Raw genomic sequence first — 15,335 nt, 5'->3', positions numbered from 1 at the left:
CCTCAGCCCTTCTCGAGGAATTCGGCGACCTCGGGCTCGAGCCACTGCTCTGCCGCCGCGCGCAGCACGGGTTGCCGCTCCAGGTCGGGATCGTCGGCAATCATCGTTGCGGCGTCGGCCCGGGCCGCGGCGATCAGCTCCTCGTGCCGCACCAGCGACAAGAACCGCAGCCGCCGATGCCCGCCGCTTTGGTGGACGCCGAGCACGTCACCCTCGCGGCGCTGCTCCAGGTCGAGCCGGGCGAGCACGAAGCCGTCGGTGGTCGCCGCCACCGCCTCCAGCCGCCGCAGCGCGGGACCGGGGTCGGCCGCGGTCATCAGCAGGCACAGCCCGGGATCGCTCCCTCGGCCGACGCGCCCACGCAACTGGTGCAGCTGCGAGACCCCGAAGCGGTCGGCGTCGCGGATCACCATGACGGTGGCGCGCGGCACGTCGACGCCCACCTCGATGACCGTGGTCGCGACGAGGATGTCGATGTCGCCGGCCGCGAACCCGGCCAGGAGCGCGTCCTTGTCCTCGGTCGGCAGCCGGCCGTGCAGGCACTCGATCCGCAACCCGGCCAGGGCCGGGTCGTCGCGCAGCTCGGCGAGGGTCGCCACCACGCCGGCCGGTGGCCGCAGCCCGGGATCGAGGTCGAAGAGCAGATCCTCGGCGTCCAGATCCTCCCCGCCGTCGGCCCCGGTTTCGTCGCCGATCCGCGGACAGACGACGTATGCCGCTTTGCCCGCCCGGCACTCCTCGGCCACCCGCTGCCAGGTGCGCGCCACCCAATTGGGTTTGCGATCGTCCACGACGTGGGTCGTGATCGGGGTCCGGCCCGCGGGCAACTCGGTGAGCGTGGAGACGTCGAGGTCGCCGAAGACCGTCATCGCCACCGTCCGCGGAATCGGGGTGGCCGTCAGCACGAGCACGTGCGGCGGCGTGGCTGCCTTGGCCCGGAGGACATCGCGCTGCTCGACCCCGAACCGGTGCTGCTCGTCGATCACCACCAGCGCCAGGTCGGCAAAGGAGACCTTGTCCTGCAGCAGCGCGTGGGTGCCGACGACGATCCCGGCCTGCCCGGACGCGATATCGAGAAGGATGCGGCGGCGCTCGGCCTGGGTGAGCGAGCCGGTGAGCAGCACGACCTTGGTTCCCCCCTCGTGGCCGCCGAGCACGCCGCCGGTGGCCAAGTCCCCGAGCAGCGTCGTGATCGTGCGGTGGTGTTGGGCGGCGAGCACCTCCGTCGGCGCGAGCAACGCCGCCTGGGCGCCGGCGTCAACCGCGGTCAGCATCGCCCGCAGCGCGAGCACGGTCTTGCCCGAGCCGACATCGCCTTGCAGCAGCCGATACATCGGGTGGGTTCCGGCCAGGTCGTCGGCGATCTCGGCGGCGACGGCCAGCTGACCGTCGGTCAGCGTGAACGGGAGGCGCCCGTCAAAGACGCCGAGCGCGGCACCGTCCACAACCACCCGGGGTTGCGCGCTTTCCTGCTCCCGGGCCCGGCGTGCCCGGGCCAGGATGGTCTGCAGGACGAGCGCCTCGGCATACTGCATGCGGCGGCGCGACGCCTCCAGGTGGGCGTGGCTGTCGGGCCGGTGCAAACCGGTCAGGGCGGCGTGCAGGCTCGGCAGGCCGTGGCGGCGCCGCAGGTCCCCGGGGATCGGGTCGGGCAGCTCGCCGATCGCGTCCAAGACGAGCTTGACCGACGAGACGAGCGTCCAGTTGTGCATCTTGGGCACGGCGGGATAGAGCGGGTAGAGGCCGGGCTGGTCGGCCTCGGTGAGGTCACTGAGGAGGGTGTAGCCGGGGTGGGCCAGCTGCCAGGTGCGCTTGTAGCGCGTCACCTGTCCCCCCGCGATCACCCGCACGCCAGGATGCAGCTTGTTTTCGTGGCCGCGGGCGTTGAAGAAGGTCATCGTGACCTCGTTGCCCGCCGCATCGGTCAGGATCGCGTTGAGCATCATGCCCTTGCGGGCCGTCATCGGCCGCAGCTGAACGCTCTTGACCTCGCCGACCACGACGACGAAGTGGCCCTCGACGAGCCCGGCGAGATCGCTGTCATAGGTCACATAACGAGTCGGATAGAAGGCGAGCAGATCGCCGACCGTCGTGATCCCTCGGGCCGACTTCAACGGCCCGGCCGCGCCGGCGATCAGCGCCTTGAGGTCGGTCGCTAATGTGACCATCGGCCCTCACCTCGCTGTCCGCCTACCCGCACGCCTGGCAGGGTACCCAGTGCCGCCGACGATGCGAATCCCGTTCGTTTGGTCTGTGCTGGTGCCTCGGCTAAGCTTGAGCGGTTGCCCGAGCCGCGCCCGCGGCCTGCGGGCCAAAGCGCCATCACCACCGTCCGAGGAGAACACCCATGGCTGCCAACTGCGAAATCTGCGGCAAGGGTCCCGGTTTCGGTCATTCGATCTCGCACTCCCACCGCCGCACCAAGCGCCGCTGGAACCCCAACATCCAGCGGGTGCGCGTCATGGTCGGCGAGACGGGCAAGACGCCGAAGCGGGTTAACGTGTGCACTTCCTGCCTCAAGGCCGGCAAGGTCACCAGGTAATTCCACGAAGGTCCACGCACGCACCCCACGCCGACGCCCCCGACCGATCTCGGGGGCGTTTCGCTATGCCGGGCGCCCGGCGAAATGGTCCCAGCCCGCGGCCGCGGCCGGCCGGTCGTCGAGCAGCAATCCGCTGCCGTCGCGGGCCTCGCCGATGACCCGCCACCACGGCGGCGCCCCGCTCTCGGGCGGGAAGGCCGCGAGCAGGCTGTGCTCCTCGCCGCCGCCCAGCACGCAGGCGCGGGCCTGGGCGCGCGGCAGATAGCGCTCGGCCCAGTTGAGGTCCGCCCCCAATCGCTGCGAGTCGATCGCGATCGCAACACCGCTCGCGAGCGCGACCCGCTCGGCATCGCGCAGCAGGCCGTCGGAGATGTCGATCATCGCGCGGGCACCGGCTGCCGCCCCAGCCGGGCCCTGGCTGAGCGGGCAGCTCGGCCGCCGGTGGTGGGCGAGCGCCTCGGCGGGCAGCGCCGCCACCGCCTCCGCATCGGCTGCCCCGATGAGCAGCGCCAACCCGACACCGGACCGGCCGAGCGGGCCGGTGACCGCGACGGCGTCACCGGGCCGGGCGCCGGAGCGAGTGACCGGGGCCTGGTCGCCGAGGCTGCCCAGCGCCGTCACGCTCGCGACGCGCACCCCCGTCGGGGCGGCGGACAGATCTCCACCGGCCACGGCCACGCCATACCGGCGGCACTGCTCCCCCATCCCTGCGGCGAACTCGATCGTCCAGTCCAAGGGGCTGTCCGGATCGACCATCAGGCTGAGCAGGATCGCCTGCGTGGTTGCCCCCATCGCCGCGATATCGGCCAGGTTGGAGACGAGGAGCTTGGCGGCGACGTCCTGGGGGCTCGACCAGTCATCGCGCCAATCCACCCCGGCGACCATGCTGTCGGTCGTCACCACAGCGGTCGCGCCCAGCTCGAGCAGCGCCGCGTCATCCCCCGGGCCGAGGCGGACCTCCTCCCCTCCGGACAGCACCGGAAGGAGCCGCGCCAGCAGCTCGGCTTCGGACACGTCGCCGACACGCTCCGGAGAAGACGATGACATGATGGGCACGGTAGCGTTCACGCCAGACCCCGCCCCCGCCAGGGCCGGGAGCAAACCAACGGTGGTGCCGCAGCCGGTCGGCTGCGGGCCACTGCGACACGGAAAGGGTGGCGACACTCGGTGGTCCAGGCCTACATCCTCATTCAGACCGAAGTCGGCAAGTCGGCATCGGTGACCGAGGCGATCGCCGCCCTCGCCGGGGTTTCGACCGCCGAAGACGTCACCGGTCCCTATGACTGCATTGCGCGCATCGAAGCCGAATCCGTCGACGACCTCGGCAAGCTGGTCATCGCCAAGATCCAAGAAGTCCCCGGCATCACCCGGACCCTGACCTGCACCGTCGTCCACGTCTGAGCCTCGCCGCGGGGGTCGGCACCCTGCTGCTGATTCTGGCGGGCTGTTCCGGGGCCGTCGACGTGGCACGCCCCGCGCTGGCAGCCGATCCGGCGTGCGCCGCGATCGCCTGGCCCGACGCCGTGGCCGATCAGCCCCGGCGCGCGACCGACCCCGACGATCCGGCGCTGTCCGCGTGGGGAGACCCGGCGATCATCGCCCGCTGCGGCCTGGAGGCGCCGCCACCGACGACGACGGACTGCCTGCGCGTCGACGACGTCGACTGGTTGGTGCAGGAACTGAGCGACGGGGCGGCGTTTACGACCTACGGGCGCCAACCGGCGATCGAGGTGCTGATCCCGGACGCCTATGCCCCCGAGCCGCGGTGGCTGCCCGATCTGGCGGCGGCCGCCGCCACCCTTCCCCATACCGGCCACTCCTGCGAATGACGACACCGCGGCGGCGCGCCGATCAGCGCAGGCCGACCGGCCGGTGCATGGCCAACGAGATGAGTTCGTCGATGAGTTCGGGATAGGAAAGCCCGCTCGCCAGCCACATCTGTGGATACATCGAGTGTGGGGTGAACCCCGGCATGGTGTTGATCTCGTTGACGATCACATCGCCCTCGGGGGTATAGAAGCAGTCCACCCGGGCCAGGCCCTCACACCCGAGCGCGAGGAAGGCGGCGCTGGCCAGCTCCCGGACGCGGTCACTGACCTCGCGCGGCACGCGCGCCGGGCAGCTCAGCTCGACCGCGCCGTCGTCGAGATATTTGGCCTCGAAATCATAGAACAGGTGCCCGTGGCCGGGTTTGACGACGATCTCACCGACCTCGGAGGTCCGCGGGGCGGCGCCATCGCGACCCTCCAGGACCGCACACTCGATCTCGCGGCCGGCGATCGCGGCCTCCACGACGACCTTGAGGTCGTGCTGGCGGGCCGCGTCCACGGCTGCGTCCAGGTCCTCCAGGTCGGTGACCTTGGTTATGCCCATCGAGCTGCCAGCCCGCGCCGGCTTGACAAAGACCGGCATCCCGAGAGCGGCGACTGCCGCGCAGGCCCCGCTCCGGTCGTGTCGCCACTGCGCGTCGGTGATCACCGTATGAGGCCCCACCGGCAACCCGGCGCCCTGGAAGACGACCTTCATGAAGTGCTTGTCCATGCCCGCCGCCGACGCCAGGACGCCGGAACCGACATAGCGGATATCGGCCAGCTCGAGCAGTCCCTGGATCGTCCCGTCCTCACCGAAGGGCCCGTGCAGCAGCGGGAAAACGACGTCGACCGCACCGAGTTCGCGCGGGACCTGCTCGGCGCTGAGCGCCTTGAGGGTGCGTTCCCGGGTGCTGGTCGGCACGATGATCGCGTCGGCTTGATCCGAGACCGTGGGTCGCTGCACGGCGGTCAGCTCCAGCGGCGCCGGATCGTCCGCGGCCAGCACCCAGCGCCCGTCGGGGGCGATCCCGATCGGGATGATCTCGTATGCCGTGCGGTCGATCGCCCGCATCACCCCGGCGGCCGTGGCGCACGAGACGGCGTGCTCGGAGGAGCGGCCGCCAAAGAGCAGCGCCACCCGCAGCTTGCGCCCGGGCGTGGTCGGGTCCGGCTGGTCGGCGCTCATCGGCTCGACCATATCCCGGCACCTGCTCCTGCCCCGGGACCCCATGGCGTTGCCCCCACCGGTGTCGAGTTGCCCCGGCTTAGGGTGTCGGCATGGAACGCGAGACCGGTCTGCGACCGGCGACTGCGGTGGTGTCTGCGGGGCGTCCGGAACCGCGTCCGGGCGCGCCGGTGAATCCCCCGGTCACCTTCGCCTCGACCTTTGCCGCCGACGGCGATTATGTCTACGGCCGTTCGGAGAACCCCACGTGGGAGCCGGTCGAAGAGATCCTCGGGGCGTTGGAAGGTGGCGAGGCGCTGCTCTTCGCCTCCGGGATGGCGGCGGTGGCCGCGGCCGTGGACCTGGTCGGTCACGGCGCCACCGTGGTCGCGCCGGCGGGCCCCTATAACGGTGTTCACGAGTGCCTGACCGAGGCCGCTGACAGCGGCCGATTCACCGTGCGCTGGGTCGACGCGGCGGACACAGCCGCGACGATCGCCGCCCTTGACGGCGCGCACCTGCTGTGGCTGGAGTCGCCGACCAACCCGCTGCTGGAGCTCGCCGACATCCCGGCGCTCGCCCCAGCGGCACGCGAACGCGGCCTCATCGTCATCTGCGACAACACCTTTGCCACGCCGCTGCTGCAGCGGCCGCTGCGCGATGGCGTCGACGTCGTCGTCCACTCGGTCAGCAAATACCTCGCCGGCCACTCCGCGATCGTGCTCGGCGCCTGCGTCACCGCACCGACCGAACGCGGCCGTGAACTCCAGGCTCACCTGGTCCGCAGCCGCCGTCTCGGCGGGGCAATCCCGGGCCCGATGGAGGCCTGGCTGGCGGCCCTCGGCATCCGGACTCTCGCGGTGCGGCTGGAGCGGGCGACCCGCACTGCCGCGGTGCTGGCGGCGCGGCTGGGGCGGCATCCGGCGGTCGAGCGCGTCCGCTATCCCGGTTTCGGAGCGATTATCTCGATCGAGGTTGCCGGCGGCGCCGACGCCGCCGACCGGGCCTGCGCGGCGGCCCGGCTGATCAGCCGATCGACCTCGCTCGGCGGCGTCGAGACGCAATGGGAGCGCCGCCGCCGCTACCCCTCCGAGCCGCATACGACGCCGGACAACCTCGTCCGCATCTCGGTCGGGATCGAGGATTGCGAGGACCTGTGGGCCGACCTGGCCCGGGCGCTCGATAAGAGGCTCGCGGACTAACGCCGCCGCCAGCGCTTGCGCGTGCGCTCGGGCCGGCCGTATTCCGCTTTGCCCTGGGTACGCAGGTCGAACCGCTCGGCCGGAGCACGTTCGCCACGGATGCTTTCCAACGAAGCGGTCACGGCGGCCATGATCCGGTCGGTCGCCACGCGCGCCGCCTCCGCGTCCGACATCCCCTCGTACAGGTCATCGAGCGGCACCGGCGGGCCGATATGGATCCGCATCGTCTTGCGCGGGAACAGCGACAACCGGCGCGCATAGGGCGCCATCATGTCCTGCGGGCCCCACATCGTGACGGGCAGCACCGGGCAGCGGGTCTCGAGCGCGACCCGGGCGGCGCCGGTCTTGCCGCGCATCGGCCACCAGCCGGGGTCACGCGTCAGCGTGCCCTCGGGATACATGGCGACCCCCTTGCCCGCCCGGACCGCGGCCACGGCGGCACGATATGCGTCCGCTGCTCGCTCGGTGCCGCGATAGACCGGGATCTGTCCGGCCGCGGTGATGATCTTGCCGATGACCGGCGCCTCGAACAGCCCCGACTTGCCGAGGAAATACACCGGGCGGCCGCAGTCGAACATGACGTGCGCCAGGGCGAGGAAATCGGTGTAGGAGATGTGGTTGGGGCAGACGATGAATCCCCCCGTGCGCGGCAGATTCTCCACGCCGGTCCAGTGCCGTTTGGTCACGGTCATCATCACCGGGCGCAGGGTGCGCACGACGTTGCGGTATGCCCGCGGCATCCGGCTGCGGTCGTCGTCCTCGTCGATCATCGGTGCCTTCACATCGCTCCTTGTCCCTGGCTCCCGCCTCCGGTCGCCAGGTGGATTATGCGCTCCCGGGCGGACGTGAAACCATCCCGCCCATGCCCGCGCCCCGCGACCCCGCGTGGTGGCTGATCGTCCCCGCCAAGGGCGCGCCGCTCGGCAAGACGCGCCTAGCGGGCTCGGGCCTTGACCGCCACCGGCTCAGCCGGGCGCTTGCCCTGGACTCCATCGAGACCGCGGCCGCGGTCGTTGGGCCCGAACGCATCGTGGTCGTCTCGGACGACCCGGTCCTTCGGGCAGGAGCGGAGGGCCTCGGCTGCCACCTGCTCGCCGACCCGGGCGCCGGCCTGAACGGCGCTATCCGGCACGCGCACAACTGGATTCGCTCCCGGGACCACGACGATTCCCGCGCCGTCGCCGTGCTCTTGGGTGACGTTCCGGCCGCGCGCCCCGCGGATCTGGGCACAGCACTCACGCTCGCGGGCAAGCACGAGCGCGCTTTCGTGCCCGATCGCGACGGCCGGGGCACGGTGTTGCTGACCGACCGGAGCGGAGTGCTCGAGCCGGCGTTCGGGGCCGGATCGGCCGACCGGCACGAGCAGGCCGGATACGTGCGGCTTGATCTCGACCTGCCCCGGTTGCGCACCGATGTCGACCTGCGCGCGGATCTTGACGTCGTGGCGGCACTCGGCTGCGGTCGGCATACCCGGGCGGTGCTGGACGCCACGTCGGTATCGTGACGCCATGCAGGCGACCGTCCATCGCTATGACCCGCCGACCCGATCCGGCGAGGTGCTGCTCGACGACGGCCGGGTGGTGAGCTTTGCCGCCGAGGCACTCGACGACAGCGGCCTGCGGCTCCTTCGCGTCGGTCAGCGACTGAGTCTCGAGGCCGATGACCCGGACGCGGAGCGACCGCGGGTGCGGCGGCTGTGGATCGTCGGTATCGGTGCCGGCCAGCGCATTGGTTAGCGCGGATTTCCAGGTGGCCGGTTGACCTCAATACCTGAGCGAGGCGGATTGATCAGGTGCGGATGGAAACCACGCTGCAGGCCAGGCCCATCGCGGGATCCCGCTACGCCCACGTGGGAGTCGATAGTTGTGTCGGTCATGCTGTCATGCACCGTCCCGGTATGTGAACTGCTGATCAAGAAGTGACGTGCTCAGCGATACCAGACAGCCGAACTATCACCAGTACAGACGAATCCAGCTCCAGCGCGTCGCCCTCGTCGACAACAGATGATCTGACATCATCGGCATATAGCAGCGGAATCACCTCAACGACCTGGAGCGGAAGCGTTCACCGCGCCCGACCAGATCAACCAACGCCGCGACGAAGCGATCCGCGCCTACTACGTCGAGGGCCTGACCTACCAGCAGGCCGGCGACCGCTACGGCTACACCCGCTGGGCGATGATCGACCTGGTCCGCCAATACAAGGCCGGAAAGCTAACCCTGTTCGCCCCACCCCGCAAACCCGGCCCGGCGGCGGGCACCGCGCCGGCCAAGGACCGCGCCCGCGCCCGGGTCATCGAACTGCGCCGCGAGGGCCTGTCCACCTACGAGATCTCCGCCCGGCTGGCCACCGAAGCCACCCCGCTCAACCGCACCGGGGTCGCCGAGATCCTCGCCGAAGAAGGGTTCGGCCGACTCCTTGTTGACCGTCGCTCTGGGTGACGACGTGGGGGCCGTGATCTGTCATCGAGGTTGCCGACGGGCGGTCGCATTGGTTTGAGTGTGGTGTTCGTGGTCCTCGGCGCCATCACTGTGCCGGGCTCGGGCAAGATGGGTGGGGTATTGGACGTTCACGGCCCTCGCGCGTGAGGTGTCGTGGAAGACGTCGCGGGAGGGCCGTGCCGGATGCGCGGAGGCATCGGTGCTCACAGTAGAAGGTGATCAGGCTCGGGTCGAGTCGCGGTTGGTGTCCGGACAGATCGGTTGTCCGGGGTGTTCTGGAGAGCTGCGCCCGTGGGGGTGGGCGCGGCCGCGGCGGGTGCATGGCATCGAGGCGGTGGTGCGTCCGCGGCGGGCTCGCTGTCCGGGGTGTTTGCTGACGCACGTGCTGTTGCCGGTGACGCTGTTGTTGCGGCGGGGGTACGCGGCCGGGGTGGTCGGTGCCGCGCTGACCGCTCGCGCGAGGGGGTTGGGACACCGGCCGATCGGGCAGGCGTTGGGGGTGCCGGGGGCGACGGTCCGAGGCTGGCTGCGGGTGATGGGCTCCCGGCTTGACCCGGTCCGGTCGTGGTTGCTGCAGGTCGCGGCCCTGGCCGGGGTGGACTGGGTGGTGCCCCAAGCGCAGGGGTGTCGGTGGCGGGACCTGTTGGCTGCCCTGGCCGCGGCGAGCGAGGCGGTCACGGGCCGGTTCGGCCGGGATGGGGTGCTCGGCCCGGTGACGGGCTGGCAGGTCGCCGTCGCCTGTTCCGGTGGTCGGCTGTTGGCGCCGGGGTGGCCGCCGGTCTGGCCGGGGCGGGGCGGCAACACGAGTTGCCCCTGACGCCTGGCCCGGGCAGGCGGCATCGTCGTAAGGGTTGTCCCTGACCGTGCCGCGGTCAGGTATTCCCCTTGCTTCAGAGGAGTTGTCGTGGAGTGCACACCCGAGCAGGAGGCGCACAAGCGGCGTGAGCGCGCGCAGCTGGTGGCGTTGTTCCGCTACCAGCTGATTAGTCCGGCCCTGGATCCGGGCTTGTCGCGCAAGGCCCGCGGGAAGGTGGTGCGCGCGATCGCGGCCCGCAGCCACGTCGGCCCGTTCGGTGGGCAGCAGACCTACTCGCGGGACACATTGGATCGGTGGATCCGCCGGTACCGCGCCGGCGGGTTCGAGGCGTTGACGCCCTCGCTGCGTCAGCCGGGTTCCCGGATCGACACGGCGGTGCTGGAGCTGGCGGTCGCGCTCAAACGGGAGAACCCGGCCCGGACAGCGGCGCAGGTCGCGCGGATCCTGCGGGCTTCCTCGGGGTACTCCCCGTCCGAGTCGACGCTGCTGCGGCTCTTCCACCGGCACGAGCTGATCGGCCCAGCGACCGGGCAGGCGCCGGTGTTCGGCCGGTACGAGGCCGACGCGCCGAACCAGCGGTGGGTCGGGGACGCGTTGCACGGGCCGAAGATCGGCGGGCGCAAGACCTACCTGTTCGCCTTCTTGGACGATCACTCCCGCCTGGTGGTCGGCTACCGGTTCGGGTTCGCCGAGGACGTGATCCGACTGGCCGTCGCCTTGGAGCGCGCGTTGGCCTGCCGCGGGGTGCCCGGCGCCTGCTATGTCGACAACGGCTCGGCCTACGTCGATGCGTGGCTGCTGCGAGCCTGCGCCAAGCTCGGTATCCGGCTGATCCACGCCACCCCACACCGACCCCAAGGCAAAGGCAAAATCGAACGATTTTTCCGCACCGTACGCGAGCAGTTCCTCGTCGAGGTCCCCGACACCAGCGCCGCCGACCTGGCCGAACAGGCCACCACCGCCGCGGCGGCGCTGCTGGAACTGAACGCGCAGTTCACCGCCTGGGTCGAGTCGCTCTATCACCACCAGGTGCACTCCGAAACCGGTCAGAGCCCACTGACCCGCTGGAACGACGGCTGGCAGGCCGCCGGGCACGGCCCGACCATGCCAGCCGCGGACGCGTTGACCGAGGCGTTCTTATGGTCCCAGCTGCGCACCGTCACCAAGACCGCCACCATCAGCCTGCACGGCAACACCTACCAGGTCGAACCCGCCCTGGTCGGACGCAAGGTCGAACTCGTCTTCTCCCCGTTCAACCTCGAACAGATCGAGGTCCGCCACAGCGGACGCTCCTACGGCCAAGCCGTCCCACACGTGATCACCCGACACACCCACCCCAAGGCCCGACCCGAGACCCCCGAACCAGCCCCCGCCACGACCGGGATCAACTACCTGAACCTGCTCACCGACACCCACCACACCCACGTCGCCGACGACGAACGGATCGGCTTCCACGCCCTCTACGCCAACAGCCCCGAAGCCACCACCGAGCAGATCCCCGGGCAACTGTCCCTCGATGAAATGCTCACCGACACCACCTCGCGGCAGGACGCGGCCCGGGGAGTATCCAACGCCTGCAATCCTACTGGGGATTCACGGCCATGCCGTTCGGCCGGTCCCTGGCCCCCTCGATGCTGCACCGCCACGCCGGGCACGCCGAGGCCATGGCCCGCATCGACTGGTGCATCAGCCAACACGCCCTCGGGGTGATCACCGGCGAGGTCGGCGCCGGCAAGACCGTCGCCATCCGCGCCGCCACCGCCGCCCTGGACACCTCCCGACACGTGGTCATCTACCTGCCCAACCCCTCCGTCGGCGTCCGCGGCATGCTGCACCACATCACCTCCGCCCTCGGGCAAACCCCCACCTTCTACACCGCCACCCTGGTCCCCCAAGCCGCCGAGGCCCTCGCCGCCGAACACGCCGAACGCGGCCGCACCCCCGTCCTGGTCTTCGACGAAGCACACCTGCTCGACAACCCCCAACTCGAAGCCGTCCGCATGATGACCAACCACGGCATGGACTCCGGCGCCCCGTTCGCCGCGCTGCTAGTCGGACAACCCACCCTGCGCCAACGACTCCGCCTCGGCGTGCTCGCCGCCCTCGACCAACGCATCGCCGTCCGATACACCCTCACCGGGATGACCCCCGACGAAACCAGCGACTACATCACCCACCACGTCAAGATCGCCGGACGCACCGACACCCTCTTCAGCAACGACGCGATCACCCTGATCCACAACGCCTCCCGAGGATACCCACGCGCCATCAACAACCTCGCCGTCAACGCCCTGATGGCCGCATTCGCCAAAGACACCAACATCGTCGACGAGAAAGCCGCCCGCATCGCGATCTCCGAAACCGGCGCGGACTAACCAACCCCCGTCACCACGCCGAGCACCCCGTCACCACGCCGACCACGGCCCCGCCCGCCAACCGCGGACGGGGCCGTTCCACACCCAGACCATCGGCAAACCCGATGACGCCGCCATCCGCAGAATGAGCGACGGTCAACAACTCCTGCGACGACCCGAACCCGAGGCCAGCATCAACCCGGCCACCCCAGGCCGCGACACCCACCTGCCCCCCGCCCGAGTCATCGACCTGTCGGCCTGGCCCGAACGCCTCGAGTCCACCCGCGCCGGGCTGCTGCTGGTGCTGCCCGACCTAGCCACCTTGGACCTTCCCGACCTAGTCAAGCAGGCCGGCTACCCCGGCACCCGGATCATTCCCGCCATCTCCTGGGTGCTGACCCTGCTGGCCCTCAAACTGACCCGCACCCGACGGGTCTCCCACGTCGACGACCTGATCGCCGACCCGGCCGCCGCCCTACTGACCGGGATGGCCGCACTGCCCAAGAAGTCCGCGCTGACCAGCTACTCCTACCGGCTAGCCCACGACCACCAGCAACGGTTCCTAGCCGCCTTGGACACCACCATGATCGCCCACGGGCTGGCCACCAGTGACCAGGCCATCTTCGACTTGGACTTCCACGCCGTCATGCATTGGGGCCACGACCCCGTCCTGGAAAAGCACTACGTGCCCAAGCGTTCCCAACGAGCCCGGTCCGTGCTGACGTTCTTCGCCCAGGACACCGACACCCACAACCTGGTCTACGCCAACGCCGACACCTCCAAAGCCACCCAAGCCCGCGAACTCATCGCGTTCTGCGACCACTGGGCCAGCGCCAGCGGCCACGACCCGGCCATGCTGATCATGGACCAGAAAGTCACCACCCACCGCGTCCTCGGCGAACTCGACGCCCGCGGCGTGAAATTCCTGACCCTGCGGATGCGCTCACCCGCGCTGCTGCGGCACATCAACGCCCTACCCACAGCCGCCTACAAGACCATCACCTTGGACCGGCCCGGCCCGCACAACAAACCCCGCGTCCACGAAGACCCCCACACCACCTTGACCGACTACCCCGCCACCGTCCGGCAACTCATCGTCACCGGCCTCGGCCGGGAAGCACCCACCGTCATCATCACCAACGACACCACCTCAACCACCCGCGAACTGGTCAGCCGATACGCCCGCCGGATGACCATCGACCAACGTCTCGCCGAGATCATCCGCGCATTCTGCGCCGACGCCCTATCCTCAACCGTCAACCTCAACGTGGACCTAGACATCATGCTCACCGTGCTCGCCCAAGCCCTGCTCGCCGCGCTCCGCGCCCGCCTACCCGGCTACGCCACCATCACCCCGGACGTCATCCAACGACGCTTCCTCGAAACCCCCGGCACCATCACCACCACCAGCCAGACCATCACCGTCCGACTCGAACGCCGCGCCTACACCCCAGTCCTCCGCGCCGCCCAGCTACCCACCAACACCCCCATCCCCTGGCTCGACAACCGAACCATCAGCTACCAACTCGACTAACCCCTTGCGCCGAACCCCCTGCATGGAAATCCGCGTTAGGGTTAGGCAACCGAGTAGTCGGCGCCGAGCGCGTCGAGCTTGTCGCTGAAGCGTTCGTATCCGCGATAGATCAGCTCGATGCCGCGCACCTTGGAGGAGCCTTCGGCCGCGAGCGCGGCGATCAGATAGCTAAAGCCGCCGCGCAGGTCCGGGACGTCGATCTCGGCCGCCCGCAACGGAGTCGGACCCGACACGACCGCCGAGTGGAGGAAGTTGGCCTCCCCGAAGCGACACGGCAGTCCGCCCAAACACTCGCGATAGACCTGGATCCGGGCGCCCATGTCGGCCAGTGCTGCTGTGAAGCCGAGCCGGTTCTCATAGACGGTCTCGTGGACGATCGACAGCCCGGTCGTCTGGGTGAGCGCGACGACGAGGGGCTGTTGCCAGTCGGTCATCAGCCCGGGATGCACGTCGGTCTCCAGCACAATGGAATTGAGCTCACCGCCGGGGTGCCAGAACCGGATTCCCTCGTCGTCGATGTCGAACGCCCCGCCCACCTGCCGAAAGACGTTGAGGAAGGTCATCATCGGCTGTTGCTGGGCGCCGCGGACATAGACGTCGCCCCCGGTGGCCAGCGCCGCGCATGCCCAGGAGCCAGCCTCGATGCGATCGGGGATCGCTCGGTGGGTGAATCCGCCGAGACGGTCGACGCCTTCGATGCGGATCACCCGGTCGTTGGGGACGGAGATGATCGCGCCCATCTTTTGCAGCACCGCGATCAGGTCGAGGATCTCCGGCTCGGTGGCGGCATTGCGCAGTTCGGTCTTGCCTTGTGCCCGAACGGCAGTGAGCAACACCTGCTCCGTTGCCCCGACCGACGGATAGGGCAGGACGACCTTGGTGCCAACGAGGCCGTGGGGCGCCGTCAGGCGCAGGCCCTCGGGCCGCTTCTCGACGACCGCACCAAACTGGCGGAGGACGTCGAGGTGATAGTTGATCGGCCGCTCCCCTATGCGGCATCCGCCCAAGTCGGGAATGAACGCCTCCCCGAGGCGATGCAGCAGCGGCCCGCACAGCAACACCGGCACCCGAGAGGATCCCGCGTGTGCGTCGATATCGGCCATCTGTGCCTGAGCGATGTTGGTGGGATCAAGGATGAGTTCGCCGTCCTCATCGGTGGAATCGATTCGCACCCCGTGCAGTTCGAGCAGGCCGGAGACGATCTGCACGTCGGAGATCTCGGGGACGGCCCGCAGCCGGCACGGCTCCTCAGCCAGCATGGTGGCAACCATGGCCTTGGACACCAGATTCTTGGCCCCCCGCACGTCGATATCCCCGACCAGGGGCGTCCCTCCGTGCACGATCAGCGTCGCGGACATGCCCCAAGCATGACAAACGTCGACCTATTCTCGCCGCCGACACCCCCAGGCCGGCCCCGGCGAGTCGCGTCGTTCGCCGTGGGCGAGAAACCCGACGCGCGCCACCCATCA

General features: G+C 69.8%; 16 protein-coding genes. 11 read left to right on the top strand and 5 right to left on the bottom strand.

Translation table 11 applies throughout. The annotated features are described in order from the left end of the window. Positions 1–2: 2 nt before the first annotated feature. A complete protein-coding gene (locus V9G19_RS16775; RefSeq protein WP_462286576.1) occupies positions 3–2,168 on the bottom strand; it encodes an ATP-dependent DNA helicase RecG in 2,166 nt (721 codons plus the stop codon). Between the two features lie 179 nt (positions 2,169–2,347). On the opposite strand from V9G19_RS16775, the gene rpmB reads away from it, so the two are divergent. Further along, entirely contained in the window at positions 2,348–2,542 is a 195-nt protein-coding gene (gene rpmB, locus V9G19_RS16770) for a 50S ribosomal protein L28 (protein WP_462286575.1), read from the top strand. A gap of 63 nt (positions 2,543–2,605) precedes the next feature. Here the strand turns inward: rpmB and thiL are convergent, their stop codons facing one another. Then, positions 2,606–3,589: a thiamine-phosphate kinase gene (gene thiL, locus V9G19_RS16765; RefSeq protein WP_462286574.1), complete on the bottom strand. Its 984-nt coding sequence runs from the start codon at positions 3,587–3,589 to the stop codon at positions 2,606–2,608. Positions 3,590–3,709: 120 nt separating this feature from the next. Here thiL and V9G19_RS16760 point away from each other — a divergent pair, with 120 nt between their 5' ends. After that, positions 3,710–3,943 (top strand): Lrp/AsnC family transcriptional regulator, encoded by a 234-nt coding sequence (locus tag V9G19_RS16760; protein ID WP_462286573.1) that lies wholly within the window; start codon positions 3,710–3,712, stop codon positions 3,941–3,943. 62 nt (positions 3,944–4,005) lie between these two features. Then, positions 4,006–4,371: a DUF3515 family protein gene (locus tag V9G19_RS16755; protein WP_462286572.1), complete on the top strand. Its 366-nt coding sequence runs from the start codon at positions 4,006–4,008 to the stop codon at positions 4,369–4,371. 22 nt (positions 4,372–4,393) lie between these two features. Here V9G19_RS16755 and V9G19_RS16750 read toward each other — a convergent pair whose 3' ends face one another. Then, positions 4,394–5,539 (bottom strand): D-alanine--D-alanine ligase family protein, encoded by a 1,146-nt coding sequence (locus tag V9G19_RS16750; RefSeq protein ID WP_462286571.1) that lies wholly within the window; start codon positions 5,537–5,539, stop codon positions 4,394–4,396. Positions 5,540–5,631: 92 nt separating this feature from the next. On the opposite strand from V9G19_RS16750, the gene V9G19_RS16745 reads away from it, so the two are divergent. Next, positions 5,632–6,720, top strand: coding sequence for a trans-sulfuration enzyme family protein (locus tag V9G19_RS16745; protein ID WP_462286570.1), 1,089 nt, complete (start codon positions 5,632–5,634; stop codon positions 6,718–6,720). On the opposite strand, the gene V9G19_RS16740 is transcribed toward V9G19_RS16745, so the two are convergent. Next, entirely contained in the window at positions 6,717–7,502 is a 786-nt protein-coding gene (locus tag V9G19_RS16740) for a lysophospholipid acyltransferase family protein (RefSeq protein WP_462286569.1), read from the bottom strand. The two genes, V9G19_RS16745 and V9G19_RS16740, sit on opposite strands and share 4 nt — an antisense overlap. Positions 7,503–7,582: 80 nt before the next feature. Between V9G19_RS16740 and cofC the strand changes: the two genes are divergently transcribed. The 7 genes from cofC to V9G19_RS16705 all read left to right on the top strand — a co-directional run bounded on the left by cofC (position 7,583) and on the right by V9G19_RS16705 (position 13,866). Continuing rightward, positions 7,583–8,224 (top strand): 2-phospho-L-lactate guanylyltransferase, encoded by a 642-nt coding sequence (gene cofC / locus V9G19_RS16735; protein WP_462286568.1) that lies wholly within the window; start codon positions 7,583–7,585, stop codon positions 8,222–8,224. Positions 8,225–8,228: 4 nt separating this feature from the next. Continuing rightward, positions 8,229–8,456, top strand: a complete 228-nt coding sequence (locus V9G19_RS16730; protein ID WP_462286567.1) for a hypothetical protein — start codon at positions 8,229–8,231, stop codon at positions 8,454–8,456. 441 nt (positions 8,457–8,897) lie between these two features. Further along, positions 8,898–9,161 (top strand): hypothetical protein, encoded by a 264-nt coding sequence (locus V9G19_RS16725; RefSeq protein WP_462286566.1) that lies wholly within the window; start codon positions 8,898–8,900, stop codon positions 9,159–9,161. A gap of 382 nt (positions 9,162–9,543) precedes the next feature. Next, entirely contained in the window at positions 9,544–9,978 is a 435-nt protein-coding gene (locus V9G19_RS16720; RefSeq protein WP_462283544.1) for a hypothetical protein, read from the top strand. 87 nt (positions 9,979–10,065) lie between these two features. Then, the gene (locus tag V9G19_RS16715; protein ID WP_462286565.1) at positions 10,066–11,688 is read left to right on the top strand and encodes a transposase; all 1,623 of its coding nucleotides are present in this window, start codon (positions 10,066–10,068) and stop codon (positions 11,686–11,688) included. After that, on the top strand, positions 11,643–12,353 hold the full coding sequence (locus V9G19_RS16710; protein WP_462286564.1) for an ExeA family protein: 711 nt from the start codon (positions 11,643–11,645) through the stop codon (positions 12,351–12,353). Before V9G19_RS16715 ends, V9G19_RS16710 begins: the two co-directional genes overlap by 46 nt. A gap of 124 nt (positions 12,354–12,477) precedes the next feature. Continuing rightward, positions 12,478–13,866, top strand: a complete 1,389-nt coding sequence (locus tag V9G19_RS16705; protein ID WP_462286563.1) for a hypothetical protein — start codon at positions 12,478–12,480, stop codon at positions 13,864–13,866. A gap of 41 nt (positions 13,867–13,907) precedes the next feature. Here the strand turns inward: V9G19_RS16705 and murA are convergent, their stop codons facing one another. Next, complete coding sequence (gene murA / locus V9G19_RS16700; RefSeq protein WP_462286562.1) at positions 13,908–15,224, bottom strand: UDP-N-acetylglucosamine 1-carboxyvinyltransferase; 1,317 nt, start codon at positions 15,222–15,224, stop codon at positions 13,908–13,910. Positions 15,225–15,335 lie beyond the last annotated feature (111 nt).

Source organism: Nostocoides sp. (assembly GCF_037045025.1).
In the GTDB taxonomy this organism is placed as follows: domain Bacteria; phylum Actinomycetota; class Actinomycetes; order Actinomycetales; family Dermatophilaceae; genus Nostocoides_A.
Note: the sequence above shows the minus strand (reverse complement) of the source record. Positions and strands in the feature narration are given on the sequence as shown.

Excerpts from the sequence above, each read along its gene's own strand:
- V9G19_RS16745 (WP_462286570.1), top strand. The coding sequence starts at position 5,632 with ATGGAACGCGAGACCGGTCTGCGACCGGCGACTGCGGTGGTGTCTGCG.
- V9G19_RS16750 (WP_462286571.1), bottom strand. The coding sequence starts at position 5,539 with ATGAGCGCCGACCAGCCGGACCCGACCACGCCCGGGCGCAAGCTGCGG.
- V9G19_RS16725 (WP_462286566.1), top strand. The coding sequence starts at position 8,898 with ATGATCGACCTGGTCCGCCAATACAAGGCCGGAAAGCTAACCCTGTTC.
- murA (WP_462286562.1), bottom strand. The coding sequence starts at position 15,224 with ATGTCCGCGACGCTGATCGTGCACGGAGGGACGCCCCTGGTCGGGGAT.
- V9G19_RS16730 (WP_462286567.1), top strand. The coding sequence starts at position 8,229 with ATGCAGGCGACCGTCCATCGCTATGACCCGCCGACCCGATCCGGCGAG.
- V9G19_RS16710 (WP_462286564.1), top strand. The coding sequence starts at position 11,643 with ATGGCCCGCATCGACTGGTGCATCAGCCAACACGCCCTCGGGGTGATC.
- rpmB (WP_462286575.1), top strand. The coding sequence starts at position 2,348 with ATGGCTGCCAACTGCGAAATCTGCGGCAAGGGTCCCGGTTTCGGTCAT.
- V9G19_RS16775 (WP_462286576.1), bottom strand. The coding sequence starts at position 2,168 with ATGGTCACATTAGCGACCGACCTCAAGGCGCTGATCGCCGGCGCGGCC.
- thiL (WP_462286574.1), bottom strand. The coding sequence starts at position 3,589 with ATGTCATCGTCTTCTCCGGAGCGTGTCGGCGACGTGTCCGAAGCCGAG.
- cofC (WP_462286568.1), top strand. The coding sequence starts at position 7,583 with ATGCCCGCGCCCCGCGACCCCGCGTGGTGGCTGATCGTCCCCGCCAAG.
- V9G19_RS16705 (WP_462286563.1), top strand. The coding sequence starts at position 12,478 with ATGAGCGACGGTCAACAACTCCTGCGACGACCCGAACCCGAGGCCAGC.